This window comes from Xanthomonas hortorum pv. cynarae, from assembly GCF_002939985.1.
Lineage (GTDB): Bacteria > Pseudomonadota > Gammaproteobacteria > Xanthomonadales > Xanthomonadaceae > Xanthomonas > Xanthomonas hortorum_D.
On sequence record NZ_MDFM01000004.1, the window covers coordinates 48,441 to 74,315 of the forward strand.

At 63.7% G+C, this 25,875-nt stretch carries 14 protein-coding genes and 1 other RNA gene; 1 reads left to right on the forward strand and 14 read right to left on the reverse strand.

The genetic code is table 11. The features are described 5' to 3' along the window. Positions 1–165: 165 nt before the first annotated feature. The gene (locus tag XcyCFBP4188_RS03905; RefSeq protein ID WP_006451231.1) at positions 166–1,014 is read left to right on the forward strand and encodes an alpha/beta fold hydrolase; all 849 of its coding nucleotides are present in this window, start codon (positions 166–168) and stop codon (positions 1,012–1,014) included. A gap of 514 nt (positions 1,015–1,528) precedes the next feature. On the opposite strand, the gene XcyCFBP4188_RS03915 is transcribed toward XcyCFBP4188_RS03905, so the two are convergent. From XcyCFBP4188_RS03915 to XcyCFBP4188_RS03990, 14 genes are all read right to left on the reverse strand, one after another. Further along, positions 1,529–1,605, reverse strand: a non-coding RNA gene (locus XcyCFBP4188_RS03915) — sX9 sRNA. A gap of 59 nt (positions 1,606–1,664) precedes the next feature. After that, positions 1,665–4,007 (reverse strand): sensor domain-containing protein, encoded by a 2,343-nt coding sequence (locus XcyCFBP4188_RS03920; RefSeq protein ID WP_006448343.1) that lies wholly within the window; start codon positions 4,005–4,007, stop codon positions 1,665–1,667. A 6-nt stretch (positions 4,008–4,013) separates the two neighbouring features. Beyond that, complete coding sequence (locus XcyCFBP4188_RS03925) at positions 4,014–5,090, reverse strand: protein-glutamate methylesterase/protein-glutamine glutaminase (RefSeq protein WP_006448344.1); 1,077 nt, start codon at positions 5,088–5,090, stop codon at positions 4,014–4,016. Further along, positions 5,087–5,683 carry a chemoreceptor glutamine deamidase CheD gene (cheD, locus tag XcyCFBP4188_RS03930; protein WP_006448345.1) on the reverse strand — a complete coding sequence of 199 codons (597 nt, stop codon included), beginning with the start codon at positions 5,681–5,683 and terminating at the stop codon, positions 5,087–5,089. The genes XcyCFBP4188_RS03925 and cheD overlap by 4 nt, the downstream gene beginning before the upstream one ends. Continuing rightward, positions 5,680–6,543 (reverse strand): CheR family methyltransferase, encoded by an 864-nt coding sequence (locus XcyCFBP4188_RS03935; RefSeq protein WP_023903866.1) that lies wholly within the window; start codon positions 6,541–6,543, stop codon positions 5,680–5,682. The genes cheD and XcyCFBP4188_RS03935 overlap by 4 nt, the downstream gene beginning before the upstream one ends. Before the next feature lie 241 nt (positions 6,544–6,784). Next, positions 6,785–9,163, reverse strand: coding sequence for a methyl-accepting chemotaxis protein (locus tag XcyCFBP4188_RS03940; protein ID WP_167393499.1), 2,379 nt, complete (start codon positions 9,161–9,163; stop codon positions 6,785–6,787). A gap of 84 nt (positions 9,164–9,247) precedes the next feature. Next, positions 9,248–9,631: a hypothetical protein gene (locus tag XcyCFBP4188_RS03945; RefSeq protein ID WP_005993867.1), complete on the reverse strand. Its 384-nt coding sequence runs from the start codon at positions 9,629–9,631 to the stop codon at positions 9,248–9,250. A 312-nt stretch (positions 9,632–9,943) separates the two neighbouring features. Next, positions 9,944–10,429 carry a chemotaxis protein CheW gene (locus tag XcyCFBP4188_RS03950; protein ID WP_006451575.1) on the reverse strand — a complete coding sequence of 162 codons (486 nt, stop codon included), beginning with the start codon at positions 10,427–10,429 and terminating at the stop codon, positions 9,944–9,946. 147 nt (positions 10,430–10,576) lie between these two features. Next, complete coding sequence (locus tag XcyCFBP4188_RS03955) at positions 10,577–11,362, reverse strand: flagellar brake protein (RefSeq protein ID WP_006451574.1); 786 nt, start codon at positions 11,360–11,362, stop codon at positions 10,577–10,579. A gap of 986 nt (positions 11,363–12,348) precedes the next feature. Then, positions 12,349–15,021: a methyl-accepting chemotaxis protein gene (locus XcyCFBP4188_RS03970; protein ID WP_046932830.1), complete on the reverse strand. Its 2,673-nt coding sequence runs from the start codon at positions 15,019–15,021 to the stop codon at positions 12,349–12,351. 349 nt (positions 15,022–15,370) lie between these two features. Continuing rightward, positions 15,371–17,629 carry a methyl-accepting chemotaxis protein gene (locus XcyCFBP4188_RS03975; RefSeq protein ID WP_104591662.1) on the reverse strand — a complete coding sequence of 753 codons (2,259 nt, stop codon included), beginning with the start codon at positions 17,627–17,629 and terminating at the stop codon, positions 15,371–15,373. Positions 17,630–18,176: 547 nt separating this feature from the next. Continuing rightward, a complete protein-coding gene (locus XcyCFBP4188_RS03980; protein WP_104591663.1) occupies positions 18,177–20,435 on the reverse strand; it encodes a methyl-accepting chemotaxis protein in 2,259 nt (752 codons plus the stop codon). Between the two features lie 470 nt (positions 20,436–20,905). Continuing rightward, positions 20,906–23,380, reverse strand: coding sequence for a methyl-accepting chemotaxis protein (locus XcyCFBP4188_RS03985; protein WP_046933722.1), 2,475 nt, complete (start codon positions 23,378–23,380; stop codon positions 20,906–20,908). A gap of 89 nt (positions 23,381–23,469) precedes the next feature. Continuing rightward, positions 23,470–25,719 (reverse strand): methyl-accepting chemotaxis protein, encoded by a 2,250-nt coding sequence (locus XcyCFBP4188_RS03990; protein ID WP_104591664.1) that lies wholly within the window; start codon positions 25,717–25,719, stop codon positions 23,470–23,472. Positions 25,720–25,875 lie beyond the last annotated feature (156 nt).

Sequence of the window (25,875 nt, forward strand, 5' to 3'; positions counted from 1 at the left end):
CCGGCAATGCCGGGCGTTTTTCGTTATTCGGGTGGTCACTTCGCTTTGCCTCCACGATGCCGGAAGTTAAAGCCAATAGCAGTTAACTCGCCTGTCGCGGTGCAACAAAAATCTGAAGTGCAGGGGACTAGAGTGGCGCCGCTCCCATGGCTCTCACGATTTCCAATGCCTCTTTGCACGATCGCTGGTCAAACGCTGCACTACGCACAATACGGTCAAGGGTTTCCGGTTCTGCTTGGCCACAGCTACCTCTGGGATGCGGCCATGTGGGAGCCGCAGATTCACGCGCTCTCGCAGCACTATCGGGTCATCGTTCCCGAGCTGTGGGGACATGGGCAATCGGCGGCGCTGCCGGCGGGCACGCAGACGGTTGGCGACCTTGCCAAGCAGATGCTGCTATTGCTGGATGCGCTGGAACTGCCGCAATGCGCGGTGGTCGGTTTGTCGGTCGGTGGCATGTGGGGCGCAGAGCTCGCGTTGCTTGCGCCGGAGCGCGTGTGCAGCCTGGTGCTGATGGATACGTTTCTGGGCGCTGAGCCGCAGGCCACTCGAACACGCTATTTCGACCTGCTGGATGCGATCGAAGCGGCGGGGCAGGTGACGCCTGCATTGATCGAGGCAATCGTGCCGATCTTTTTCCGTTCCGGTATCGATCTGAGCTCTGCGTTGCCGGCTGCGTTTGCGCAACGATTGGCGGGGATGTCGGCCGAGCAGCTGCGCGCGTCGGTGGTGCCGTTGGGCCGGTTGATCTTCGGGCGTGCCGATCGGTTGGAGGCGTTGTCGGCGCTGAATCCGGCAAACACGTTCTTGCTGGGTGGCGAATACGATATTCCGCGCCCGCCGGAAGAGCTATGGCTGATGGCCGAAGTGATCGGCTGCGATTACGAGTTGGTGCCCGATGCCGGGCATATCGCGTCGCTGGAGAATCCGGCGTTCGTTACTGCGCAGTTGTTGGGTTGGTTGAAGCGCACAGTGGGGCAAGGTGTTGGCGTGAATGCCGCGATGTACGCTTGAAGGCAGCGCTCGGAAGGATGGTCCCAAGCGACGTAGGTCGGGTGCGCGGTGCCCTCACCGCTCGCGGGACACGCCGTGAATCCATCCCTGGAGGCTCGGGGGCGGCATCCATGCCGCCACACGGTCCCGCAAGCGGTGAGGACACCGCACCAGAGAGTTGGTCGGTTGTTTTCTTAAAATCTTGTCCGTTGCTCGGCTTGCATTGAGAAGCTGATCGGCCGCAGCGTTATCCGAACACCGCACGTCATGCATCGCTTGCACCACGCACACCGATCATCTCGACTGGTCCTTGCCCGCCCACCGTCGCGGGACCTTACGCGGCATGGATGCCGCGTAAGAGCCTACACGGACGTACTTGCGGCGTGTCCCGCGAGGGTGGGCGGGCAAGGGCCCTGCAGCCAACGACCCTACGGGCAAGGACCCTGCAGCCAAGCCACAGATAAACCGCTCTGCAGCCTACGCATGCATAGCTTCCAAGCGTCCGAAGATAATCGAGATCTCACGGCCTTGAAGCGGCTGACAAAACGTCGCGAGCACGGGGCGTCTGGGCGTGGACGGCGCACTCAAAACTGGCATGTACGCGTGGTACATACCGCATCGTGCAATAGCGGCGCCCGTCTGATGGCCAAGAAGTAAATGTGTCAGCCGCGCTAAGGCTGCGCACCCAACCAGGCTTCCAACGCTGCGGCCGGTAGCGGGCGTGAGAACAGATAGCCCTGCAGCACTTCGCAGCCCAGGTCGGCGAGGAACAAGCGCTGCGCTTCGTTTTCCACGCCTTCTGCAACCACATGCTTGCGCAGATGCTCGCCGATGCGCAGCACCGAGGTGGTGAGTGCGCGAGCGTCTTCGCTGTGTTCGATGTCGCGCACGAAGCTCATGTCCAGCTTGAGTTCGTCGATCGGCAGGCGGTGCAGATGGCTCAGGCTGGAATAGCCGGTGCCGAAGTCGTCCAGCGACAACGAGATGCCGGCTTCGCGGATGGCATGCAGGTTTTCCAGCACGCCGGGTTGCCCGGAGAGCATCACGCTTTCGGTCATTTCCAACGTGAGATCGGAGGGCAGCACGCCCATGTCGGCGATGAGTCTGAGCAGGTCGCTGAGCATGCGCGGACTTTCGAAACTGCTGGCCGACAGATTCACCGATACACGGGCCACCGGCACGCCGCGTTGGCGCCAGTCGGCGACCTGCTGGCAGGCGCGGCGCAATACCCAATCGTTGAGCTGCGGCATCATGCCTTGTTCTTCGGCCACGGGTAGGAACCGTGCCGGCGACACCGCGCCGAGTTGCGGGTGGTTCCAGCGCAGCAGTGCTTCCACGCCATACAGCGCGTGCGGCGCGGCGCTGTGCAGCTGCGGTTGATAGTGCAGTTGCAGCTGATCGCGGCCAATGGCCTGGCGCAGCTCCGCTTCCAGCGCAACGCGCTCCTGCGCCATGCGATTCATGTCGGAACTGAAAAAGCGGAACCGTCCGCCGCCTTCTTTTTTGGCGCGATTCATCGCCAGATCGGCATGCCGCAACAGGATGTTGATGTCGCGACCGTCCTCGGGAAACATCGCCACGCCCACGCTGGCAGACGGATGCACGGTCATGTGGCCGACCGCCAACGGCACGGCGATGGTGCAGAGCAAACGCTCTGCCGCGGCACTGGCCTGTTCGGCACTGCATTGCGGCAGGGCGAGCGCGAACTCGTCGCCGGCCAGGCGCGCCAGCATGGCGGTGGCGGTGAGTTGTTCGCCGATGCGTAATGCGATGTCGCGCAACAGGCCATCGCCTGCGGCATGGCCCTGGCTTTCATTGATCAGCTTGAAGCGGTCGATGTTGATGAACATCAACGCGGCCGGTTCGCTGGCGTATTCGGCCTGCGTCAACGCCTGCTCGGCGCGTGCGCTGAACATGATGCGGTTGGGCAGGCCGGTCAGCGCGTCGTAGAACGCGAGTTGATGCACGCGCTGGCGGATCTGCTCGCGTTCCAGCGCCAGCGTGCACAACTGTTGGCATAGATCGGTGAGCCGCACATGCCAGGCATCGGCACGTTGCACCTTGCGGTAATACAGCGCGAAGGTGCCCAGCACGCGCGAACTGTTGGTGCGGATCGGCGTGCTCCAGCAGGCGCGCAAGCCCATCGGCAGCAGCAGGTCGCGGTACGGTGCGAACAGCGGGTCGGTGGCGATGTCTTCCACCATGACCGCACGGCCGCGCCAGGCGGCGGTGCCGCAGGCGCCTGCGCCGGGCGCGATCTTCAGCCCGTTGACCGCATCGGAATATTCGGGCGGCAGGCTGGGGGCGGCCAGCGAATGCAGGCAGCCCTGATTGTCCGCGCTCATCACCGTGGCCAGCACGTCCGGTGCAATGCGTTCGACCTCGGTGCAGATCAACGTCATCACCTCGATCAGCGGGCGCTCCTGCACCAGCGCCTCAAGCACGCGGTGCTGCAGCACCTCGTGCATCTTGGTGTCGGTGATGTCGGTCAGCACCGCCACGTAATGCGATGGGTTGTGCCTGGCGTCGTAGATCGGATTGAAGTTGAGCGAGATCCACAGCGGCGTGCCGTCCTTGCGATAGACCAGCAGGTCGGCCTGGGTCTGCTGCAGGGAGTCGGCGCGTTCGCGGATGCGTGCCACCTCGTTCTTATCGCTCTGCGCGCGGGTGAGCACGTCCGAGGGGCGCTTGCCGACCAGTTCGGCCTCGGTATAGCCGAACATGCGCTGGAAGCCGTCGTTGGCATAGAGCAGGTGCGATTGCAGATCGCAGATCAGGATCGCACTGCTGCTGCCATCCAGCGCTTCGGCCAACAGGCGCGAGCGCGTGGCATCGGGACGTTCGTCGGGTTTGACCATGCCGGCAGTGACCGGGCCGGCCTTGATCGACGGTGTGTCGAGTGCGCCAAGTTCTGTCGCGCTATCTACCGTTGAATCCGCAGCAGCGACCGATGTGGTTCCCGGTGCGCCGGGAACCTCCGCCTGGTCGGTCGGAGACGGGGGCAGGGCGCTCATGCCGGATCAACGTGCCTGCGCCGACAGCGCGATCAAGCGCTCGGCAACGCGGTCCAGCGGCACCACTTCCTGCGCGGCGCCGAGTTTGTAGGCGGCGCCGGGCATGCCCCACACCACGCTACTGGCTTCGTCCTGCACCAGCGTGGGCGCGCCGGCCTGCAGCATTTCCAGCAGGCCGCGTGCGCCGTCGTCGCCCATGCCGGTGAGGATGGCGCCGACCGCGTTCGGGCCGGCGTTGGCGGCGACCGAGCGGAACAGCACGTCCACCGCCGGCTTGTGGCGATTGACCGGCGGGCCGTCGTCGATGCGGCAGCGCCAGCGGGCACCGTCGCGGATGATGCGCAGATGCTGGCCGCCGGGCGGCAGATAGGCGTGGCCGGGCAGGATCGCTTCGCCATCGCTGGCTTCGCGTACCGACATGGCCGAATGACGATTGAGGCGCTCGGCAAAGGCAGTGCTGAAGCTGGCCGGCAAGTGCTGGGTCATGACCACCGCCGGTGCATCGGCAGGCATGTGTTCGAGCACCACGCGCAGGGCTTCAGTGCCGCCGGCGGAGGCGCCGATGGCGATCAGGCGGTCGGTGGTGCGGAAGCGCAGGGCGCTGCCAGCCACCGGCGCGGCCTGCATGTCCAGGGTGACCTTGGGCGCGCTGGGGCGATTGAGCGCGCTGACCTTGGCCTTGGAGGCCATCTTGACCTTGCTGACGATTTCTTCGGCATAGCCTTCCAGCCCGCGCGCGACATCGATCTTGGGCTTGGAGATGAAATCCACCGCGCCTAGCGACAAGGCCTGCAAGGTGGTGTCGGCGCCACGCTCGGTCAGCGATGAAATCATCACCACCGGGGTGGGGCGCAGGCGCATCAGGTTTTCCAGGAACACCAGGCCGTCCATGCGCGGCATTTCTACATCCAGCGTGATCACGTCCGGATTGAGCCGTTTGATCTTTTCGCGCGCCAGGATCGGGTCGGCGGCCGAGCCGATCACTTCGATGCCGGCATCGCGCGACAGGATCTCGGTCAGCATCTGACGCACCACCGCCGAGTCGTCGACGATCAATACGCGAACAGGGGTTTCCAGCGTCATTCGAACAACTCCACTCCACCGGTGACCGGTGCTTTGGACAGACGGGCGCGCACGGCAGATTCGGTAGCGGCGACTTCGGCTTCGTGTGCGTGCGGCAACCGCTGCACGACAACGCGTCCGGTCGTCGGGAAGAACCAGACCTTGCGCGGATGGATGCCGCACAGATCTTCGGCAATGATGGGGATGTGCTCGGCCAGCAGGTACTGGCGCACGAACTCGGCGTTGCGGGTGCCCACCGGGTTGCTGGTGAAGCCCTTGAGCACGTTGGCGCCACCGAAGACCTTGGCTTCGATCCGCTTGCGATGCGCGCCGCGCTTGAGCATGTCGTTGATCAGCAACTCCATCGCATAACTGCCGTAGCGCGCGGGTGCGCCATCGCCAACCTGGCCTTCCGGCAGCAGGAAATGGTTCATGCCGCCGATCTTCAATACCGGGTCGCGAAGACAGGCCGCAACGCACGATCCCAAGGTGGTCGTCAACGCGGTGTCGTCGTCCACCACCAGGTATTGGGTGGGCAGCAGCTTGGCGGTGATGGTCTGGAACCGCGAATCGCGGTAGCGCATGACATCGTCGACCTGCACAGCGGTACTCATGTAGCGGCTCCCGCGCGCGGAGCGCGCCGATACAGCGTGCGCCCGCACGGCTGGATCAGGTCGGCCGCGTGCAGGTAATTCTCCGAGTGCCCGGTATAGAGCAGGCCGTCATCGCCCATGTGGCTGACCAGACGCGACAGGATGCCGCGCTGGGTGGGCTTGTCGAAATAGATCATCACGTTGCGGCAGAACAGCGCCGCATACGGGCCACCGACGTCGTAGCGCGGCGACAGCAGATTCAACTGCTTGTATTCGATGAGCTGGCGCAGCGCGGGAATGACCCGGCACTTGCCTTCGTTGGGGCCGCTGCCGCGCTGGAAATACTTGCGCTTGATCGATGCATCCAGCGAGGCGACGCGGTCGATGGCATAGACGCCGCGCGAGGCGGTTTCCAGCACCTGGGTATCGACGTCGGTGGCGATGATGCTCACCGGTGGCGTCAGCGAGCCGAACGCTTCGCAGGCGGTGATGGCGATGGAGTAGGGCTCCTCACCGGTGGAGGCCGCACACGACCAAATCTTCAGCGGTGCCTGCGAGGCGCGCTTTTGCAGTTCTTCGCGCAGCTTGTCGAAGTGGTGCGGCTCGCGGAAGAACGAGGTCAGGTTGGTGGTCAGCGCGTTGGTGAACGCCTGCCATTCCTCTTCGTCGTTGCCGGCTTCCAGTTGGTCGATGTAGTCGCGGAAGGAGCGCAGACCGAGCACGCGCAGACGACGCGACAGACGGCCATACACCATGTCGCGCTTGGCCGGAGCCAGGGCGATGCCGACACGCTGATAGATCAGGTCGCACACGCGTTTGAAATCGCGGTCGCCAAAATCAAATTCGCGTGTGTCTGAAGCGGAAGTCGAGGTGGTCGTCATATCCGTACGCGTCGTTAGCTAGTACTGGATATCGGCCATGTGGTCATGCAACTGAAGCACCAATCTGCGCCGTCGCGGGCGGTTGGGGCCGGTTGCCGAGGATTTGTCGAGCATGGCGCTACGGCATGGCGCCGGCAGCAGGGGATGATGGCGCAGATGCGCGTTGCGACAGAGGGCAGAAATACACCCTAGAAACACACCGCCCCGGCTTGGCCGGGGCGGTGTGGGTGACGGCGGTGAATCAGAACTCTTGCCAGTTACCGTCGGCCAGTGCGGCCTGCGGCTTGGCCTGGCGCGAAGGCGCGGCCGTTGCACGCGCGGCCGGTTTGGCGGCGGGCTTGGCTGCGAGCGGACGTGAGGCCACCGCCACCGGGCGGGCGCGTGCGACCGGCGCGGCAGGCTCGTCCAGCTTGAACACCGAGACTGCTTCGGCCAGGTGACCGGCCTGCTCTTCCATCGAGCGTGCGGCGGCCGTGGCTTCTTCCACCAGCGCGGCGTTCTGCTGGGTGGTTTCGTCCATCTGGGTGATGGTCTGGTTGACCTGTTCGATCCCGGCCGACTGTTCCTGCGAAGCAGCAGAGATCTCGCCCATGATGTCGGTCACGCGCTGCACGCTGGCCACGATGTCGGCCATGGTCGCACCGGCCTTGCGCACCAGTGCCGAGCCTTCGGCAACCTTGTGCACGGAGTCGTCGATCAGTCCCTTGATCTCCTTGGCCGCACCGGCCGAACGCTGCGCCAGCGTGCGCACTTCCGAGGCCACCACCGCAAAGCCGCGGCCCTGTTCGCCGGCACGTGCGGCTTCCACCGCCGCGTTCAACGCCAGGATATTGGTCTGGAAGGCGATGCCGTCGATGACGCTGATGATGTCGGCGATCTTCTTGGACGAGGCTTCGATGCCGGACATGGTGGCGACCACTTGCGAGACCACTTCACCGCCTTGCGAGGCCACACCGGTGGCGCCGATGGCAAGCTGGTTGGCCTGACGGGCGCTTTCGGCGTTCTGCTTCACGGTGGAGGTGAGCTCCTCCATCGAGGCGGCAGTTTCTTCCAGGTTGGCTGCCTGCTGCTCGGTACGATGCGACAGATCCTGATTGCCCGAGGCGATCTCGCCGGCCGCCGAGTTGATGGCGGTGGAGGAGACCTTGATGCGCCCGACGATGTCGGCCAGCTGCTCGGCGGTGGCATTGGCATCGTCACGCATCTGCGCAAACACGCCGCTGAACTCGCCGTGCATGCGCACGGTCAGATCGCCACGCGACAGCGCCGACAGCAGCGAGGAAATCTGCTCCAGGCTGGCAGCGTTGGCATCCAGCAAGCCGTTGAGTTGCTGCGCCAGCTGCAGGAAGAAACCCTGCTTGCCGTCGGTTTCCACCCGGCCGCTCATGTCGCCGCTGGCAGCGGCACGCACGATACGGGCGACTTCTTCTTCGACCTGGACTTCGATGGTGCGGTCGCGCCATTCGCAGACATCGCCGGTGCTCTCGTCCTGCTCGTTCTTGATCACGGTGACGGTCTGCATCATCACGAACTCGCCGTAGCGTTCTTCGAAGCTGGTGATGCCGTCGCGTTCCAGTGCGGCGATGGCCTTGCGCACGGTCGTCTCGGGCAGGCCGAGATAACTGATGTGCTGACCGATGATCTTGCTGGCTTCAAAATCCGACGATGCCAGACGGATGCTGCCTTCGTAATGCGCGACGAGCTTCATGAACGCTTCGTTGGCGTAGATGATGGTGCGATCGGTATCGGTGATGAAGGTGGCGGTGGAGGACTTGTCCAGCGCGGTGCGAATGCGCAGGTTTTCGTCGGCAATCTTCTGGTCGCGTTCGATGCGTTCCTTCAGATCGCGCTGCATGCGCTGCATGGAGCGCATCAGTTCGCCCACTTCGTCCTGGCCCTGCACGTTGATCTTGCCATCGAGTTTGCCGCCAGCGATTTCGGTGGCGGTGGAGACCGCGCCGCGCATGCTCTTGACGATGGAACGGGCGAACAGAAACGCCAGACCCAGGCCACCGGCGATACCGAGCAGCAACACCACAATGGTCAAGCTGACCGAGGTGGCGTGGACCTTCTCGGCCTTGCTCTTGGCCGCCTGTGCCAGGCGGTTGTCTTCGACGATCAACGCGGCCAGCGAATCCTTGGCCTTGTTGTGCAGGGTGCGGGTTTCGCCGACGAAGGTGTCGACGGCATCGTCGGGCAGATTCAGTTCGAGCATTTCGTTGACGCTGGCGTAGGAGGCCGAGGCCTTCTTCCAGTCTGCCACGAAGCTCGCAAACAGCTTCTTCTGCTCCGGGCTTTCGATCAGGCGGGGATAGCCCTTGATCGTCGCTTCGATTTCGCCATCGAGCCGCTTGGCGCGGAGCTTGGCTTCCTGCTTCACCGCGTCGCTTGCGCGCACCAAACTTTGATAAGAAGCATTACGGTATTCGCCGAGCATGCCGCGCAGGTCGCCTGCTTCGCGCACGCTGGACATGGTGTTGCCGGCCAGGTCACTGGTGACGTTGTTGAGCGAGGCCAGACCCGAATAAGCGATGATCCCCTGCACCAGCAAGATCAGCAGCACAATGCCGAACGCCAGCATCAGCTTGGGCATCAATTTCAGATTGTTGATCCATTGCATTGACACGATTCCCCGTAGAAGTCAGTCCGCATAAGCGCAAACAGCAGATCGCCACGCGCGAGGGCGTGGCGATGTGCGAGGCGATTACTTGATGGTGGCGAGCTTCAGGCTGGCCGGCGAGCTGACTTCGATTTCGGCACGCGAGCTGTCGCGCTGGATCTTGCCGAGCACACAGACGTCCTTGCCTTCCAGGGATTCGGGAGCAAAGCTGAACTTGCCGCGGTTGGCGCCGTCGATGCGGGCCGAGAAGGTGTGGCGCGGGAACATGCCACCCATGTACAGGAAGGTGGGTTCGCCTTCCGAGCTCTGCGCGTACTTGGCCTTTTCGACCTTGCCGCACACCATGCCGTCCTTGCCGACGAAGCGGGTGGCCATTTCCGGCGGAATCATTTCCTGCGACTGAGCCGAAAGCGTGGGAGCAACGATGACGAGAGCAGCGACGGGGAGGAGCGAGAGCAGGAACTTCATTGGGATTCTCCAGAATCAAAAGTCGAACGGTGACCCGTTTAAGTGCGCGGGCTTCTATTCAGCTATCGGCTAGCTGCCGTTCAACTTGAATCCAAAAAACGTGATTCCTATCTCACTTCATTCTAGGCGCACGTCGCGTGTCGGGAGGCTCCCGACACCAGATGGTCGTAACCGCGACTGCCGGCACCACTGCAGCCCCCAGGCGGGTTTGCTGCGTGCAGAAAGTCGTCGTGTAGCGCGCTACACGACGACTTTCGTGCTCTGACTAAGCATGCATAACTAGCGCTTGTTACGTGCCTTGATCGCTATACGTCAGGCGGCTTCTTCGGCCAATTGCTGCTGACCGAGTTCGGCGCTGTCCAGCAAGGTTTCGATATCCAGCAGGATCAGCATGCGATCGTCCTGGGTACCGATGCCCGAGATGAAACGGGTGTCGACGGCGGCGCCGAATTCAGGCGTCGGGCGGATCTGGTCGTCGTTGAGCGGGATCACGTCGGAGACGCTGTCCACCACGATGCCGACCACACGGTCTTCGACATTGAGCACGATCATCACGGTGAAGGCGTCGTAGCGCGCTTCTTTCAGCCGCAGCTTCAGGCGCAGGTCGATCACCGGCACGATGGTGCCGCGCAGGTTGATCACACCCTTGATGTAATCGGGAGCATCCGGCAGGCGGGTGACCGAATCGTAGCCGCGGATTTCCTGCACTTTCAGGATGTCCACGCCGTAGTGTTCTTCGCCCAAAGCGAAGCTGAGGAATTCACCACCGGTGCCGGTGGCAGTGCTTTTATCGTTCATGGAAACTCCGGGCGTTGCGGCTGAGTGTCAGATTGCTGCAGAAATGCGGCAGAAGCGTGCGAAAAAGAGTGTGGAAAAGGTTGCCCTAGCAACATCGGCGCAGCGCACGGCAACTTTAGCGGTGCGCTGTGCATGGTACGGGCGGGTTCAGAACACGCCGCTCTTGCGCGCGTTGCGCTGGCGGTCGACGCGGAAAATGTAGCGTTGGATGGTTTCGTCGGCACCGCGCGGAAGATCGCTGAACTGCAAGCCGACACGGAAGCCTTCGCTACCGTTGGGCAGGGACTGCTTATATTGGCTGCAGACGGTGAGCGGTAGCGTGATCGGCGCGGTGTCGGGCAACTGCAGCGTGCAATTGCGGTAGGTGCGTTGCGGTTCGAGCAGCGGCATGCCGTCCACGATCGCCACCGCCAGGCCGCCGCTGCTGATGTCGATCACGCGCAGCTGCAAGTTGAGAGTGCCGCCTTGTGCTTCGTCCTGACGAATGGTGCAGATGGGCGAATCGGTGATCGGCGTTTCCAGCCGGTACGATTCGCGGCGCTGCATGTGATACATGGCGTCGGGCAATGCAGCGCGGAAGGCGACGTGGATGTCGCGTTCCAGCCGGTCGGGCGTTTCCAGACGGAAACGGATATTGACCCGTTCCAGTTGCGCGTAGCACAGCAGATACTTGGCATCTTCGATGGCGCGGTTGGAAGCTTCGTTATGGCTGCCGTCCAGAATCACGCAGTCATCGTCTTCGTCCACTTCGAGCACGGCGGTGGGCACGGCCATGTCGCGGCCGGCCACGTGCATGGTCACCCCGGCGCGTTGGTCGAGCAGCTGGCGCAGCAAGCCACGGATCTGCCGTTTGTTGCGCAGCAGATAGCGCTCGTCGCCTTCGGCAAGGTGGTCGGCGTCGTGGTCCAGCTCTGAGGTATCGCCTTGGGACATGAGCACCAGCACAGTGGATGCGGGAATGCGCCCGGACGGTTGTCCCGGCGTCGCCTTGATATCGGCGGCAAAACCAAATCTTTAACAGCGGCTCATAAAACGACTGCGCTCACCGCTAGGCCGGTGTGGCCGGCTAGGTAATCGAGCGGTGCGGAATGCATCGGTTGCGGAGCGGCTGATCTGTGGTTTGGCCGCAGGGCCCTTGCCCGCCCACCATCGCGGGACACGCTGCAAGTACGTCCTTGTAAGCTCTTACGCGGCATCCATGCCGCGTAAGGTCCCGCGACGGTGGGCGGGCAAGGGCCAGTCGAGATGGTCGGTGTGCATGGCTTTCAACAAAGCAACCAGCAGACTCTCTGGTGCGGTAAGGGCATCGCGCGCTCGACTGACTAAGCTTTTGACCGCGACTCAACGACGCGAAATCTCGGTTGTCTTTGAGTGGTTGAGCGGTGCGGAATGCATTGGCTGCGGAGCGGCTGATCTGTGGCTTGGCTGCAGGGCCCTTGCCCGCCCACCATCGCGGGACACGCCGCAAGTACGTCCGTGTAGGCTCTTACGCGGCATCCATGCCGCGTAAGGTCCCGCGACGGTGGGCGGACAAGGACCGGTCCAGATGGTCGGTGCGCACGATTAAGAGCAGTGCGTGATGCGCGTTGTTCGATGACGTAGCGCCGGCTCAACGTCCGATGCACATCGCGCGAAAAACAGCTTTTTGCGCGACCACCGACCAACTTTCTGGTGCGGTGTCCTCGCCGATTGCGGGACCGTGTGGCGGCATGGATGCCGCCACCGAGCCTCCACGGACGGATTCACGGCGTGTCCCGCGAGCGGCGAGGGCACCGCGCGCTCGACTGACTAGGCTGGGCCTTTAGACGTCGCCACGATTCGAAATTTTGGTTGTCTCGCTAAGTGATTGGACAGTGCAGACAGGTCGTGCTGAGCGGCGAGGGCGCCGCGCCCTCGACTCATCGAGCGTTTGACTTACATCAGTGGTAGGCGTGGCGTGCGTTGGCCAGCAGGGTGCTCAGTTGGTCTTGTTGTTCCAGACGGAAAACCGCCACTGCGTCCACCAACTGCGCGGCCTGGTCTTCCATCGAGCGCGCTGCGGCAGTGGCTTCTTCCACCAATGCGGCGTTCTGCTGGGTGGTTTCGTCCATCTGGGTGACGGTCTGGTTGACCTGGGTGATGCCGGCGGCCTGCTCGCGCGAGGCGCTGGTGATCTCGCCCATGATGTCGGTGACGCGCTGCACCGAGCTCACCACCTGCTGCATGGTGTTGCCGGCTTCGGAGGCGAGTGCGGCACCGCTACCGATGCGTGCGACCGAGTCTTCGATCAGGTGCTTGATCTCCTTGGCGGCGCCGGCCGAGCGCTGGGCGAGGCTGCGCACCTCGGAGGCGACCACGGCGAAGCCGCGGCCTTGTTCGCCGGCACGTGCGGCTTCCACTGCGGCGTTCAAGGCCAGGATGTTGGTCTGGAAGGCGATGCCGTCGATGACGCTGATGATCTCGGCGATCTTCTTGGACGAGGTGTCGATGTCGGCCATGGTGGTGACCACGCGGCCGACCACATCGCCGCCCTTGGCCGCCACGCCGGCTGCGTCCAGCACCAGGCGATTGGCCTGGTCGGCGTTGTCGGCGTTCTGCTTGACGGTGGCGGTGAGCTCTTCCATCGAGGCGGCGGTTTCTTCCAGCGCGGCGGCTTGTTGCTCGGTACGACGCGACAGGTCGCTGTTGCCGGTGGCGATTTCGCTGGCGGCGGAGTTGATCGCCAGCGATGAATCCTTGATCCGGCGCACGATGCCGGCCAACTGGTCGGCGGTGGCATTGGCGTCGTCGCGGATGGTGGCGAACACGCCTTGCAGGTCGCCATCCATGCGCGCGGTCAGATCGCCTTGCGACAGCGACGAAAGCAGCGCGGACACGCGCGACAGGCCATCTGCATTGTTGTCCAGCAGCACGTTGAGTTGCTCTGCTAGCAGCAGCAGGAAGCCTTGCTTGCCCTCGGTGCCGACGCGCTCGCTCAGGTCGCCAGCGGCGGCGGCCCGCACGATACGCGCGACTTCTTCTTCGACCTGCACTTCCTGGGTGCGGTCGGCCCACTCGACCACAAAGCCCATGCGTTCGCCGGCCGCGCCCAGCACCGGGTTGACCACCAGCCGCATGGTGCGGCCGCCGACATGGATCTGCGCGGTGTGGGTGCCGGTGAGCTGGTCGAGCATGCGTGCCTGATGTTCGGGCTTGCGATGGAACTGGTCGATGCTGGCATTGATCAACGCATCGGCATCGAAGTGGGGCAGGTCGCGGCGCAGTTCGTCCTGCACGCCCTTGAGCATGCGCTGCAGCGGGCGATTGACGTAGATGATGCGGCGATCGGCGTCGGCGATCATCACGTTGGTGCTGACGTCGTCCAGTGCGGTGCGCACGCGCAGCGCTTCGCTGGCGATCAGGTGGTCGCGTTCCAGACGTGCGCGCAGGTCGTCGCGCATGGTGCGGGCGCTGAGCAGCAGGCGACCGAGTTCGTCGTGCCGATCGATCTCGATCGGGTTGTCCAGGCGGCCGGCCGCGACATCTCCGAGCACGCGCTCCACCGCCAGCAACGGGCGGGTAACCATCTTGCGTGCCGCCACAAAGACCACCGCGATGCACAGCGCCAGCACTACCAGCGAGAACAGCAGCATGCTGCCCATCAGCTCGTCCAGCGGGCCGTCGATGGCGCTGCGCGGCTGGGTGCCGATCACCGCCCACTGCCACGGCGCATAGCGCTGGGCGGTGACTTCGAACGCCTGGCTGTTGCCCTTAGCGTCGCGCAACTGCAGGTTGGCGCTGGGCTGCTTGCCGTCCAGCACCGATTGCAACAGCGCCTGCTGCTCGGCCGGCACCAGTGCCGCCAGGGCGGGCGGGGTGCCCGGTGGGGCGGCGATGACCTGTCCCTGATGCTCGCCCGGGGCCATGTCGACAATGACGAAGTAGCCATCCTGGCCGAGCTTGGTGGTGCTGACCTGCGCCTTGAGCGCGGCCAGGCCCTGGGTGTAGTTGCGACCGACGAACAGCGCGCCGATCACTTCGCCGGCCGCATTACGCAGCGGCTGGTAGTGGGTCATGTACTGCTCGCCGAACAGCTGCGCCTGGCCGGTGAAAGGCTTGCCTTGCGACAACGCGGCGTAGGCCTTGCCCTTGCGGTCGAGCAGGGTGCCGATCACGCGTTCGTTCTGCTTGTTGCGCAGCGAGGTGGTGATACGCACGAAGTCCTCGCCGGTGCGCGCGAAGATCGTGGCGACACCGCCGGTGGCCTGCGCAAAGCGGTCCACCGCGTTGACATTGAGGTTGAGCGCCTGCTTGCCGGCGCGCAGCGACGGGGTGGCCTGTTCGCCGATGGTGACGGTGCTGGCGGTATCGAGCGTGCGTGCGCCGCTGGGGAGCATGTCGTCGAACACGCTGCCCAGGCGCTGGGTGCTTTCGGTCAGGGTGACGTCGTACATCGCCACCGACTGCTGCATCAGCCGGGTGCTGGAGCGCAGTTCGGCCTTGACCTGGGATTCGATATCGCCAGCGGACTGGCGGTAGATGGTCAGGGCCAGCAGGCCCAGCGAAATGGCGATGACCAGGGTCAGCAGCGCGGAGAGCCGGGTGCCAACGGAAAGCCGGTTGAAGGAATGCATGAGGAATCGACCTTGCCCGGGGGAGGGCGTTACGGATGCGTGAAGTCGATAGCGGCCGTCTATGCTCAAAATTGATGTTTTATGTTGAATTAGGCACAAATTGTCGCGTTCGCTTGGTTCCACAGCAGGGGCGCAAGATTGCCATTTGTTAAGGACGGGTGAGTTTTCACGACCAGGCAGCGTCTGCATCCAGCATCTCGTGCGCTAATTTGAAGAAACATCTCGGCACAAAAAAAGGGCCGCCTCCCTCGCAAGGAAGCGACCCTCAAGATTCGTTGACCACGAATCAAACTACTCTCGAATGGTGTTCTTGAATGCGGCGTGTGTTGCGGGTTGCGGTGTGTGTGTCTTAGAACTCCTGCCAGTCATTCGGCCCGGCCGCTGCGGTCGCCGTGCCGTTGGCGCTGCGACGTGGCGGGGCGATGCTGGCGGCACTGACGGCCGGGCGCGCAGCGAAGCGTGCATTGACCGGCGCAGCGACCATCGACGATGGCTGACGTGCCACCGGGCCTTGCTCGACGATCTTGAACACGGCCACCGCTTCGGTGAGCTGCTGGGCCTGTTCTTCCATCGCGCGGGCGGCGGCGGTGGCTTCTTCCACCAATGCGGCGTTCTGCTGGGTGGCTTCGTCCATGTGGGTAACGGTCTGGTTGACCTGCTCGATACCGGCCGACTGCTCCTGCGAGGCGGCAGAAATCTCGCCCATGATGTTGGTGACGCGCTGCACGCTGGCGACGATCTCGGCCATGGTCTTGCCGGCCTGGTCCACCAGCTGCGAGCCGTCGGCCACACGCTGCACCGAGTCGTCGATCAGGCTCTTGATCTCCTTGGCCGCGGCGGACGAACGCTGTGCCAGCGTACGCACCTCGGAGGCGACCACCGCAAAGCCACGGCCCTGGTCGCCGGCACGCGCCGCTTCCACCGCCGCATTCAAGGCCAGGATATTGGTCTGGAACGAGATACCGTCGATGACGCTGATGATGTCGGCGATGCGCTTGGACGAGGCTTCGATGCCGCTCATGGTGTCGACCACCTTGCTGACCACGGCGCCGCCCTGTGAGGCCACGCTTGCGGCGCCGATGGCGAGCTGATTGGCCTGGCGTGCGCTTTCGGCGTTCTGCTTGACGGTGGAGGTGAGCTCTTCCATCGAGGCAGCGGTTTCTTCCAGGTTGGCGGCCTGCTGTTCGGTACGCTGCGACAGATCCTGGTTGCCGGCGGCAATCTCGCTGGCGGCGGCATTGATCGAGGTCGCCGAGTGCTGGATGTGCCCGACGATGCCGGCCAGCTGGGTGGAGGTGGCGTTGGCGTCGTCGCGCATCTGTGCGAACACGCCCTTGAAATCGCCGTCCATGCGCGCGGTCAGATCGCCTGCGGCGATGGACCGCAAGATGCCCGACAGCGACTGCAGGCTGCCGTCGGCGGTGGCCATCAACTGATTGAGGCTCTCGACCATCACGCGGAAATCGAACTGGAACTGCGCCGCATCGCCGCGTGCGCTGAAATCGCCGTTGGCCGCGGACTGCGCCAGCTGCTTGATCTGCTGATTCATCGAGGCCAGGTTGGTTTTCACCTGCGCCATGGTGTCGGTCAGCATGGCTTTTTCGCCGGGCAGCGCGTCCATGTCCTGGCTGAGGTCGCCGATCGCATAGCGGCCCATGATCTGCGCCAGGCGCTGCGTGAGCTGGATGTGGCTGTCGACCAGCGCGTTGGTGTCGCCGGCCATGCGGCCGTAGTCGCCCGGGAATGCGCCGGCATCCATGCGGAAGCTGATCTGGCCGCTGTCGTGGCGCTTGGCCATGTCCAGCTGCGCGGTGATCAGGTTGCGTACCTGCGATTGCATCTTGTCCATCGCCTGCAGCAGGCGGCCGGTTTCGTCGCTGGCCTCGCTGTGCACTGCGTTATCGAGCTTGCCGTCGGCAATCGCCTCGGCAGCGCGGGTGGCGCGGTTCAACGGGCCGGTGAGGCTGCGGGTGATCATCCAGGCCAGCAGGGCGCTCAGCAGCACCACGGCAACGCCGCCGCTGATCAGCATGCTACGGCCACGCGCCATCGAGGCACTGGCCTGGTCATAGGCCAACTGGCTGCTCTTGCGCTGTGCGTCGGAGTAGGTGCGGATCGCATCCTGCCAGCGCTGAGTAGCCGGCGCGGCGCGTTCGAGCAGGATCGGCATGGCCTGGTCGGCCTTGCCGGCCATGCCCAGCTCGCGGACCTGCTGGTTATGTGCCAGGGCCTGCTCGCGGGTCGAATCCAGTGCGTTGCGCAACTCCTGGTCGTGCGCATCGGCGGGGAACGCGTAGAGCTTGTCGCGCAGTTCCTTGTAGCGGATGCGCTGGGCGTCGATCACTGCGGCGAACTGCTGGTTCTGTTCGGTGGTGGTCGGCAGAACGATGTTGCGCAGGTTCAACGAGATGGTGGCATTGGCATCCAGCATGTCGGTGGCGTACTGGATCATCGCCATGTTGCGATTGACGATGGTGTCCAGACGCTCACGCGCCTGGCTTAGCGTATACAGGCCGGCGGCCACCAGCGCGCACGAGAGAAGGATCAAAACGCCAAAGGCCAGCGAGAGGCGCTTGCCGACGTTGAAGCGGTGCAGGAAGCAGTTCATTGAGGGACCTGAGCGGATGTGCCGTTGGGGTGGCAGGACGTACAACGCAGCGCTGGAGCATTGCGTCAGGCGTCATGCCTTGTGTGATGCATCGGTCAGATAACGGCGTTAGGCGCGCTGCATTGAGGCAAGCAGAACTGGCTGGTAAAGCCCGGTCTCAGCCATGTGATCGCCATGTGTAGAGCAGGTAGGGAATTGGTGGGGAGGTGTCAGGAATACCCTGAAAAAGCAGCCGTAAATAGCGGTTTTGACCCAAGCTTGGCGCGGGGTGACGTGCACGATGTGAAGTGCGATTTCACGCTTGCCGCAGTGCCTGCGGGTTACGTGCAGGCAGCGATGTCGCGCATAACGCAAAACGGCACCGCAAGGGCGGTGCCGTGGTGAACATCTTGCAGATCCAGATCCAGATCCAGATCCAGATGGTGCAGATGCAGACTTACGTGAGCGCGTGCTTGAGACGTTTGCGCAAGGCGCAACCATCTCAAGCGCGATGTGGAGGCACTGAGGCGCGCTTAAAACCACATTGCCGACAGCGGTGGGGCGTGGCTCAGAACTCCTGCCAATCGCTAGGATCGGCCGCTGCTGCCGAGGCGCCAGTCACGCTGCGACGCGGCGGAGCGATGCTGCCGGCACCTGCGGCCGGACGCGCAGCGAAGCGGGCATTGGCCGGTGCCTTGGCAATGGCAGAGAGCTGACGCGCCACCGCGGTGTGCTCGGCAACCTTGAACACTGCAACCGCTTCGGTGAGCTGCTGGGCCTGTTCTTCCATTGCGCGTGCGGCGGCAGTGGCTTCTTCCACCAGTGCGGCGTTCTGCTGGGTGGTTTCGTCCATCTGGGTCACGGTCTGGTTGACCTGTTCGATGCCCGCGTACTGTTCCTGCGAGGCCGAGGAAATCTCGCTCATGATGTTGGTCACGCGCTGCACGCTGGCGACGATCTCGGCCATGGTGGTGCCGGCCTGGTCGACCAGGGTGGCGCCCTGGGTGACCTTGCTGACCGAGTCGTCGATCAGGTGCTTGATCTCCTTCGCCGCACCGGCCGAACGCTGCGCCAGGGTGCGCACTTCGGAGGCCACCACCGCAAACCCGCGGCCCTGTTCACCGGCACGCGCCGCTTCCACTGCGGCATTCAAGGCCAGGATGTTGGTCTGGAAAGCGATGCCGTCGATGACGCTGATGATCTCGGCAATCTTCTTCGACGAACCCTGGATGTCGGCCATGGTGGTGACCACCTTGGCCACCACATCGCCGCCTTGCGAGGCCACGGCAGCGGCGCCGATGGCGAGCTGATTGGCTTGACTTGCGTGTTCGGCGTTCTGCTTGACGGTGGAAGTGAGTTCTTCCATCGAGGCGGCGGTTTCTTCCAGATTGGCGGCCTGTTGCTCGGTGCGCTGCGACAGATCCTGGTTGCCGGAGGCGATTTCGCCCGAGGCCGACCCAATCGCATTGGCGGCCAGCTGGATGCGGCCCACGATGCCGGCCAGTTGTTCGGCGGTGGCGTTGGCGTCGTCGCGCATCTGGGCGAACACGCCCTGGTACTGGCCGGTCATGCGGGCGGTGAGATCGCCGGCAGCGATCGACTGCAACAGGCTGGAGAGCGACTGCAGATTGCCGTCGGCGGTGGCCATCAGGTGGTTGAGGCTTTCCACCATGATGCGGAAATCGAACTGGAACTGCTCGGCATTGCCGCGTGCGCTGAAGTCGCCATTGGCAGCGGCCTGCGCCAGCTGCTTGATCTCTGCATTCATCGTCGACAGGTTCAACTTGACCTGATTCATCGCCGTGGTGATCGCTGCTTTTTCGCCCGGCAACTGCGGCATGTCTTCGCTCAGATCACCGATCGCGTAACGCTCCACCAGGTGGATGGTCTGCATCTTGACCTTGATGTGCGCGGCGACCAATTCGTTGGTGTCGGTGGCCATGCGGCCGTAGTCGCCGGGGAACGCGCCGGCATCCATACGGAAGCTGATCTGGCCTTCGTCGTGGCGCTTGGCCATGTCCAGCTGTGCGCTGATCAGATTGCGTACCTGGCCCTGCATGCGATCCATGGCCTGCAACAGGCGGCCGGTTTCGTCGTTGGACTGCGTACGCACATCGTTATCGAGGTTGCCGTTGGCAATCGCTTCAGCGGCGCGGGTGGCCTGGGTGAGCGGGCGCACCAGGCTGCGGGTGATCAGAAAGCCCAGCAACACACTGAACAGCACCACCGCCAGGCCGCCACCGATCAGCAGGGCACGGCCGCGCGCCATCTCGGCAGTGGTTGCGACGTAGGCCTCCAGGGTGCGTTGACGCTGCAGCGCCGAATAGTCTGCCAACGCGTTCTGCCACTGCTCGGTGGCCGGTGCGGCCTTTGCCAGCAGCAGCGTGAGTGCTTCATCGGGCTTGCCGGTCAGGCCCAGCTGCGCGACCTGCTCGTTGGCCTTGGCGGCTTCTGCGCTGGCCAGGTCGATCCGGTTGCGGATCTCGGTGGCCTGCGGCGAGGCGGAAAATTCGTACAGCTTGTCGTGCGTGTGCTGATAGCTCTCGAGCTGCTTCTTGATGATGGCGTAGAAGCGCAGATTGTCTTCTTGCGTGGTCGGCAACACGATATTGCGCAACTGCACGGCGATGACCGAGTTGGCATTGGTCATGTCCTGCGCGTGCTGCATGATCGTGATGTTGCGATTGACCACGGTGTCCATGCGGTCGCGCGCCTGCGCCAGCGTGTAGAGGCCTGCGGCGACCAGCGCGCATGACAACAGGATCAGCGTGCCGAAAGCGAAAGTCAGGCGCTTGCCGACGTTATACCGTTGAAGAAGAGCAATCATTGTGGGGTCTCGAGGCAGTGGCAAGAAGGACAAGACGCGTCGGCGCGGACGCGTTGGGCACTAGGTGAGGGAATGCGAGGCTGGGCATGGAGCGAGCCGATCATCGGTGCATGTGATACGTCGTCACGACGCGACCGAGTGCAGGGCAGGTGTGCATGCTTGGGATCTGTAACGGCCGGCTTGCTTGCCGCTTGATTCGCAAGGCCCATCACGTATGGGTGGCCGTCATTGAAGTGACGTGGATGTGCACAACCTGCCCGGAAAGCCCGGTGGGGCGCGATACCCGGAAACGCGCCGATGGCAGCGGATTCACTTTGCGATCACGCTTTCAAAAAGCACTGCGAAGGTGCCGCATTGCAAAAAGCTGGGTAAAGCACCGATTGAGCGTGGATGCACGCTAGCTGCTTCAGCGTACTGGCGTGCTGCATCAGACCGCTGGATGCAAGACCGCGTGCAATGGGCTCACGCCGTCACGCGGCGCGACCAAGCCGGGCGGGTGCGGCGGCTGCCTGTAACTGAAACACCGAGACAGCATCGCGCAACTGCTGCGCCTGTTCTTCCATCGAACCCGCGGCGGCGGTGGCTTCTTCCACCAGCGCGGCATTCTGCTGGGTGGCCTGGTCCATCTGTGCGATGGTCTGGCCCACCTGCTCGATGCCTTGCGACTGCTGCTGCGAGGCTTCGCTGATCTCGTGCATGATCTCGGTGACGCTTTGTACCGAGTTGACGATGTCCTGCATGGTGCGGCCGGCCTGGCCGACCAGCTGGTTGCCGTGTTCGACCCGGCTCACCGAGTCGTCGATCAGCTGCTTGATCTCTTTTGCAGCACCGGCCGAACGTTGTGCCAGCGTGCGCACCTCGGAGGCGACCACCGCAAAGCCGCGCCCCTGTTCGCCGGCACGCGCGGCTTCCACCGCTGCATTCAAGGCCAGGATGTTGGTCTGGAAGGCGATGCCGTCGATGACGCCGATGATGTCGGCGATCTTCTTGGAGGCGGCCTGGATGCCGGCCATGGTGCCGACCACTTGCCCGACCACCTCGCCACCTTGCGAGGCCACCGTTGCTGCGCCAACCACCAGCTGATTGGCGCGGCGTGCATGCTCGGCGTTGTTGCGCACAGTGGCGGTGAGTTCTTCCATCGAGGCGGCGGTCTCTTCCAGATTGGCCGCCTGTTGCTCGGTACGCTGCGACAGGTCCTGGTTGCCGGTAGCAATCTCGCTGGCGGCATCGTTGATCGCATCGGTGGAATGCTGGATGCGCCCGACGATGTCGGCCAACTGCATGACGGTGGCATTGGCATCGTCGCGCATGCGCGCGAACACGCCGTGGAAGTCGCCATGCATGCGGGTGGTGAGATCGCCGGCGGCGATCGCCTGCAGCACGCTGGAGAGCGAGGTCAGATTGGCGTCGGCGGTGGCCATCAGTTGATTGAGGCTGTCCACCATCGCGCGGAAGTCGTATTGAAAACGCTGCGCATTGCCACGCACGCTGAAATCGCCGTTGGCGGCGGCCTGCGCAAGCAACTTGATCTCGCTGTTCATCGCCGCCAGATTGCCCTTGACCGTGTCCATGGTGTCGCTGAGCACTGCCTTTTCACCGGGCAGGCGATCCATGTCCTGGCTCAGATCGCCGATGGCGTAGCGCGACATGATCTGCGCCAATTGCATCATCACCGCGATGTGCGAGCCGACCAACGTGTTGGTCTCGCGCACCATGGTGGCGTAGGCACCGGGGAAGGTTTCGAACTGCATGCGATAGCCGATCTGGCCGGCGTCGTGGCGCTGCGCCATCTCGCTCTGTGCGGCCAGCACGGCCTGCAGCTGTTCCTGCATCTGACGCATGTTGTCGAGCAACTGGCCGGTTTCGTCGCGGCTGGGCGCGGCGATGCGCTCGTCCAGCCTGCCTTGCGCGATGTTGGCGGCCACCGCGGCGGCGCGGCGCACATTGCGGGTGAGCTTGGACAAGGTGTACCAGCCCAGGGCGGCAATCAGCACGGCCAGCACCGACAGGCCGGCGATCGCTTGCCACATCGCAGTGCGAGCTTCGACCAGGTGACGCTCGGACTGTCGCTGCAAGGCCTGCAACGACACGCCGCTCAAGTCCTGCATGGCCTGGCCGAGATCGTCGAGCGCGGCATTCCAGCGCGTATCGGCCTGTGCATCGCTGCCTTCCAGCGCGCTGCGCAGTGCAGCCAATGCCGCGCTTGCACGCGCCGCTTCGGTCTTGGCGGCAGTCGCCAGGGCGGGGTCGGGGTGCTCCAGCAAGCCCATCGCCTTGTCCAGCTCATGGCGAAAGCGCAGGTGGTTGCGTGCGAGCTGGCCCAGTTGTTCGCGCAGCATGGCGCGGCTGTCGGCTGCCTGCGACGGGTCGTTGGCCGCGTCCAGCCGGGTCAGCGACTCGGTGGCATCGGGGCTGTAGATCAGCGTGGCCACCACCAGGTGGTAGCTCTCGATATAGGGGGTGTAGACCAGTTGGCTGTCGTCGCGCAGTGCATCCAGCGCGGCAAATGCCTGCTCGCTCAGTGCGGCATAACCCTCCGCGGCAACGCCGGCGATATGGCGTTTTTGCAAGGCAAGCAATTCTTTCTGGCTGCGTTCGAAACCGGGCATGCGCGCGGTGGTGGCGAGCAGTTGTTGCAGATCGCGATTGGCGCGTTGCGCGGCGTTACTGGCGGCGCTGCCGCTGTCCACATGTGCGGCGTGCAGGTCGGTGATCAAACCCAGCATCTGCCCGAGCGGGGCATAGCTGCGCAGTTCGTTGCTGCTGATGGCCACACTTTCATTGAGCTTGCCGCGATAGAGCAGCACCGGGATGACCATGCCTGCCAAGGCAAGCACACCGATCGCGCCGAGCTTTCTTGCGATTGCCAGATCGTCCCAGCGGCTGCTCCAGCGGCGCGGGGAGGGGTGGGCAGTCTGAGTCGACAGCGCGGGCGAAGTGGTCATTGATGCTTCTCAAGGGCGTACGCAGCTTATCGGCCGATCACTGCTGTGCCTTGAGCCGGCCGGCACGATGGCCGGCCGGCTCCATTCAGTCAAAACTCCTGCCAGCTGCTGTCGTTGCTGGGCGCGGTGACCACGGCACGCGGCTTGGACGCGGCGCTGCGACCGGCTGCGGCGACCTTGGCCTTGACGGCCGTGGTCACTGCCGGGCGCAGCACTGCAGCGCGTACCGGTGCCTGGGCATAGGCGACATCGGTCTTGAACACCGCCACTGCGTCGGTGAGCTGGGTGGCCTGGTCTTCCAGCGCACGTGCGGCGGCAGTGGCTTCTTCCACCAATGCGGCGTTCTGCTGGGTGGTTTCGTCCATCTGGGTGATGGTCTGGTTGACCTGTTCGATCCCGGCCGACTGCTCCTGCGAGGCGGCGGAAATTTCACCCATGATGTCGGTCACGCGCTGCACGCTGGCCACCACTTCGCCCATGGTCTTGCCGGCGGTGTGCACCAGTGCCGAGCCTTCGGCGACACGTTCGACCGAATCGTCGATCAAACCCTTGATCTCCTTGGCCGCCGCAGACGAACGCTGGGCCAGGGTGCGCACTTCCGAGGCCACCACCGCAAACCCGCGGCCCTGTTCGCCGGCACGTGCCGCTTCCACCGCTGCGTTCAAGGCCAGGATATTGGTCTGGAAGGCGATGCCGTCGATGACGGAGATGATGTCGGCGATCTTCTTGGACGAGGCTTCGATGCCGCTCATGGTCTGCACCACCTTGCCGACCACGTCGCCGCCTTGCGAGGCCACGCTGGCCGCGCCGATGGCGAGCTGATTGGCCTGGCGCGCGCCTTCGGCATTCTGCTTGACGGTGGAGGTGAGCTCTTCCATCGAGGCGGCGGTTTCTTCCAGGTTGGCGGCCTGTTGTTCGGTGCGCTGCGACAGATCCTGGTTGCCGGCGGCGATCTCGCTGGCGGCGCCCTTGATCGAAATCGCCGAGGCCTTGATCCCGCAGACAATCTCGGCCAGCTGCGTGGCCGTGGCATTGGCATCGTCACGCATCTGCGCGAACACGCCGCGGAAATCGCCGCTCATGCGTGCGGTGAGATCGCCGGCAGCGATCGACTGCAACAGGCCGGACAACGCCTGCAGGTTGCCGTCGGCGGTGGACATCAGGTTATTGAGGCTTTCCACCATCACGCGGAAGTCGTACTGGAAGCGCTCGGCATCGCCGCGGGCGCTGAAGTCGCCATTGGCGGCGGATTGGGCCAGGTGCTTGATCTCGGTATTCATCGCACCGAGATTGACCTTGACCTGCGCCATGGTGTCGCTGAGCACGGCCTTTTCGCCGGGCAGTTTTTCCATGTCGTCGGACAGATCGCCGATTGCATAGCGGCCCATGATCTGCGCCAGACGCATCTTCACTGCGATGTGCGAGCCCACCAGGTTGTTGGTGTCGTGGGCCATGCGGCCGTACTCGCCGGGGAAGGCTGCCGCATCGATGCGGAAGCTGATCTGGCCGTCGTCGTGGCGCTTGGCCATATCGGTCTGTGCGCTGAGCAGGCTGCGCAATTGCAGCTGCATCTTGTTCATGGCCTTGAGCAGGCGGCCGGCTTCGTCATTGGCTTGCGTGGTGACGTCGTTGTCCAGGCTACCGCCGGCAATCGCTTCTGCGGCGCGGGTGGCGCGGCTCAACGGCTGGGTGAGGCTGCGGGTGATCAGCAGGCCCAGCGTACCGCTCAGCAGCACCACCAGCAGCGAACCGCCGATCAGCAGCTTGCGTGAGTCGTCCATGGATTGCAGCGCGTCAGCGGAGGCCTCGCTGGCGAGCTTGTCCTGCAGAGAGATGTTTTCGCCAATCTTGTCCTGCCACTGCTGCATTGCCGGTGCGGCCTTGGTCAGCAGCAAGGGCAGCGCCTCGTCGCTATGACCGGTCATCACCAGATCCATGACTTTGTCGTTCAAGACTTTGACCTCGGCGCGGCGGGCATCGATCTCCGCGCGCAGGATTTTGCCTTTTTCGGACGGCGGCATGGCATAGAGTTCGTCGCGTGCCTTGGTGTAGTCGGCACGCGCAGACTGGATCTTCGCAATGAAGTCGCGATTTTCTGCATCGGTGGTGCGCAGCACGACATTGCGCAACTGCAGGCCGATAATGAAATTGGCATTGATCATGTCGTTGGACAGACGGATCTTTGTCATGTTCTCGTGCACCAACTGGTCCACCAGCGAGCGGGCCGAACTCAGGCCGCGGTAGCCGATAAAGGCGATGACGCCAGACAACAGGATCAGCACGGCAAAAGCCGCTGCCAATCGAGGGCCGACGTTGTAGCGTTGGAGAAGTGCAGTCATGACAGATCCTGGATGGCGTTATGCGATTGAAGGGAAGCGACCGAGTAGCGCCGACCACTTGCTGTATGTCGCGTCGCTATGCGCAGTAACGGCGCGTCATGCTGATTACTTAATACATCGATATCAGAAATATATAAGTCGAGTCACGCTTGTGAA